The organism is Mesorhizobium sp. M7A.F.Ca.AU.002.02.1.1, from assembly GCF_003998535.1.
In the GTDB taxonomy this organism is placed as follows: domain Bacteria; phylum Pseudomonadota; class Alphaproteobacteria; order Rhizobiales; family Rhizobiaceae; genus Mesorhizobium; species Mesorhizobium ciceri.
This window is the reverse complement of record NZ_RZPB01000564.1, coordinates 1-4,010: the sequence shown is the minus strand read 5'-3', so window position 1 is coordinate 4,010 and position 4,010 is coordinate 1. Positions and strand designations below refer to the sequence as shown.

At 63.0% G+C, this 4,010-nt stretch carries 3 protein-coding genes; all 3 read left to right on the top strand.

Translation table 11 applies throughout. The features are described from left to right. Nucleotides 1–216: 216 nt before the first annotated feature. A complete protein-coding gene (ettA, locus tag EN879_RS26770) occupies nt 217–1,866 on the top strand; it encodes an energy-dependent translational throttle protein EttA (RefSeq protein WP_013530923.1) in 1,650 nt (549 codons plus the stop codon). A 43-nt stretch (nt 1,867–1,909) separates the two neighbouring features. Beyond that, complete coding sequence (gene tam / locus EN879_RS26765; protein ID WP_063168496.1) at nt 1,910–2,677, top strand: trans-aconitate 2-methyltransferase; 768 nt, start codon at nt 1,910–1,912, stop codon at nt 2,675–2,677. Nucleotides 2,678–2,819: 142 nt separating this feature from the next. Then, on the top strand, nt 2,820–3,941 hold the full coding sequence (locus EN879_RS26760; protein WP_027160654.1) for a beta-ketoacyl-ACP synthase III: 1,122 nt from the start codon (nt 2,820–2,822) through the stop codon (nt 3,939–3,941). The last annotated feature ends 69 nt before the right edge of the window (nt 3,942–4,010 follow it).

Here is a 4,010-nt window from a genome sequence, read left to right as displayed (position 1 = left end):
CAACAAGGCAGGCTGCCCGACCGGCACCGTCGACGCTATCGGGTTCCAGTAAGGGCGGCTGAACGGCGCCCAGACTGCACGAGCAGCGGTCCAAGCTTGTCCGTGTGATTGGCCTGATCTGGCAAAAGCGATTGCCGTTCGCCGCCGCATCGCCTACATAGCGGCCAACCTCCATTCAATTCGACAAATCCAGTCGGTTTTTCAGGGAAAGCGCGCGTGGCACGCCAGTTCATCTATCACATGGCCGGCCTCAACAAGGCCTATGGCACCAAGAAGGTGCTCGAGAATGTCCATCTCTCCTTCTATCCGGACGCCAAGATCGGCATCCTCGGCCCCAACGGTTCGGGCAAGTCGACGATCCTCAAGATCATGGCTGGGCTCGACAAGGAGTGGAACGGCGAAGCGTGGCTCGCCGAAGGCGCCACTGTCGGCTACCTGGCGCAGGAGCCGGCGCTCGATCCGGACAAGACCGTGTTCGAAAACATCATGGAAGGCGTCGCCGCCAAGACCGCCATCATCGAGCGCTACAACGAATTGATGATGAACTATTCCGACGAGACGGCCGACGAGTCGGCCAAGCTCCAGGACGAGATGGACCGGCTGAACCTATGGGACCTCGAACAGCAGGTCGAGATGGCGATGGAAGCGCTGGGCTGCCCGCCCAAGGATTCGGAAGTCACCAAGCTTTCGGGCGGCGAGCGCCGCCGCGTCGCGCTTTGCCAGCTTTTGCTGCGCCAGCCCGACCTTCTGCTGCTCGACGAACCGACCAACCATCTCGACGCCGAAACCACGGCATGGCTGGAAAAGCATCTGCGTGCCTATCCGGGCGCCGTGATGATCATCACCCACGATCGCTACTTCCTCGACAACGTCACCGGCTGGATCCTGGAACTCGATCGCGGCCGCGGCATTCCCTATGAGGGCAACTACACCAAATACCTCGAAGCCAAGGCCAAGCGGCTCAAGCAGGAAGGCCGCGAGGACGATGCCCGCCAGCGCGCCATCGGCCGCGAGCGCGAATGGATCCAGTCGAGCCCGAAGGCCCGCCAGACCAAGTCCAAGGCGCGTATCCAGGCGTTCCAGGACCTTTTGGATGCAGCCGACAAGCGGCGTCCGAGCGATACGCAGATCGTCATCCCGCACGGCGAGCGGCTCGGCAATGTCGTGATCGAGGCGGAAGGCCTGTCGAAGGGCTTTGGTGACACGCTGCTCATCGACGGCCTGGAATTCAAGCTGCCGCCCGGCGGCATCGTCGGCGTCATCGGCCCGAACGGCGCCGGCAAGACGACACTGTTTCGCATGATCACCGGCCAGGAAAAGCCGGATGCGGGTTCTGTGCGCGTCGGCGAAACGGTGAAGCTCGGCTATGTCGACCAGAGCCGCGATGCTCTCGATCCGTCGAAGACGGTGTGGGAAGAGATTTCCGGCGGCGCAGAAGTGGTCAAGCTCGGCAAGTTCGAGGCCAACACGCGCGCCTATTGCGCGTCGTTCAACTTCCGTGGCGGCGACCAGCAGCAGAAGGTCGGCAACCTCTCCGGCGGCCAGCGCAACCGCGTGCATTTGGCCAAGATGTTGAAGACCGGCGGCAATGTGCTGCTGCTCGACGAACCGACCAACGATCTCGATACCGAAACGCTGGCCGCACTCGAAGACGCGCTGGAAAATTTCGGTGGCTGCGCGGTCATCATCTCGCACGATCGCATGTTCCTCGACCGCCTGGCGACGCACATCCTCGCCTTCGAGGGCGACAGCCATGTCGAATGGTTCGAGGGCAATTTCGAGGATTACGAGCAGGACAAGATCCGCCGCCTCGGGCCGGATGCCGTCAACCCGCACCGCATGACCTACAAGAGGCTGACGCGGTAGGGGGGGTTCCGGGCGGCGATCTCAACCGGCATGAGGAGCTCAAATGGCTGATTGGTCCGCCGCCCAATATCTGAAATTCGAAGACGAGCGCACGCGGCCCGCGCGGGATCTTGTGGCGCAGGTGCCCGTCGACTTTCCACGCCGGGTCGTCGACATCGGCTGCGGGCCGGGCAACTCGACCGAACTGCTTGTCGAGCGCTGGCCGGATGCTGAGGTGAGCGGCTTCGACACTTCGCCCGACATGATCGAGAAGGCGCGGGCTCGCTTGCCCGAGGTCACCTTTGATCTGGCCGATGCCTCCAAATGGCAGCCGGCGGAGCCGGTCGACGTGATTTTTGCCAATGCGGTGTTCCAGTGGCTGCCCGAGCATCCCGCAGTCTTCCAGCGGCTGATGGGTTTCCTCGCGCCAGGCGGCGCGCTTGCCATCCAGATGCCCGACAATCTGGGCGAGGACTCCCACCGCCTGATGCGCGAGACCGCCGCCGAATTGCCGTTTGCCGAAAAGCTCAAGGGCGCGGCACGCGGGCCGTTGCCGCCGGTGTCGTCCTACTATGACCTCCTGTCGCCGCTCAGTGATCGGCTGGATATCTGGCATACCATCTACAACCACCCGCTTGCCGACGCGCAGGCGATCGTCGAATGGGTGAAGTCGACGGGCCTGAAACCGTTCCTCGATCCGCTGGATTCCGACGAACGGGCGATGTTCCTCGAAAGCTACACGGCCAAGATCGCCAAGGCCTATCCGAAAACGGCTAGCGGCAAGGTGCTTTTGCGCTTTCCACGCATCTTCATCGTTGCCAAGCGGGCCTGATTATCCATGTTGCACGAGGACCAGTCCGGCCTAAACCTTTGGTTTAAGCCGGCGTAAACCGCCGCGGTGAGAAAACTGTTGCGCCGGAGCGTTCCGGCGCCCACATGAAGCCCGCAACGCCTGCGGATGGGACGGACTGGACATGCATCGCGTCATCATCAGCGGCATCGGCGTTGAAATCCCTGAAGCCACAATCACCAATGAAGAGCTGGTGGCCAGCTTCAATGCCTGGGTCGACGCGGAGAATGCGCGCCGCCTGGGCACCGACGAGCCGCCGCTGGCGAAATCGGATAGCGACTTCATCGTCCACGCTTCGGGCGTGCGCACCCGTCATGTCATCGAGCGCGAAGGCATTCTCGACCCGACCCGCATGTCGCCGCGCATTCCGGCTCGGCCCGACGATGCGCTGTCGCTCGAAGCCGAGTTCGGCATCGCCTCGGCGAAGAAGGCTCTCGAGCATGCGGGGCTACAGCCGTCGGATATAGACCTGGTGATCTGCTCGGCCTCGCATCACCAGCGGCCCTATCCGGCGATCGCCATCGAAATGCAGGAGGCGCTGGGCACGAAGGGCGCAGGCTTCGACATGGGGCTCGGCTGTTCTTCGGCGGCGGCGGCCTTGCACATCGCCGTCAATTTGGTGCGGTCGGGCGCGCACAAGCGCATTCTGGTGACGACGCCCGAGATCATCACCGGCCATCTCAATTTCCGCGACCGGCAGACGCATTTCATTTTCGGCGACGCTTCGGTGTCGATGGTGGTCGAAGGCCTGGCCAAGGGCGACAAGCGGCCGGGGCGCTTCGAGGTGCTCGACACGCGCATCTGGACGCAGATGTCGAACAACATCCGCACCAATCTGGGCTACCATACCCGCACCGCCCAGGATGATCCCTACATGATCAATCTGGAAGGCAACCTGATCAAGCAGGTCGGCAACAAGGTGTTCAAGGAAGTCACCGTCGCCGGGCAGAAATTCATCGTCGAATTCCTCGCCGAGCACGGGCTGACGCCGCAGGCGATCAGGCGCTTCTGGCTGCATCAGGCCAATGCGCGGATGAATGCGATGATCCTGAAGCTGTCGTTCGGCCACGAGGTCGATCACGACCGCGCGCCAATGGTGCTGGAGCGGCTGGGCAACACGGCGGGCGCCGGGGCCATCGTCGCGCTGTCGGAGAACCACGCCGATATGAAGCCGGGCGATTTCGGTCTGATCTGCGCCTTCGGCGCGGGCTATTCGATCGGCGGCGCGCTGCTGAGAATGCTTTGAGGCTGCCGCGTCATGCTGGTGCGAACGGCACCAGCATCGGAACGCGCGCGGCATAGTCGTCATAGGCGC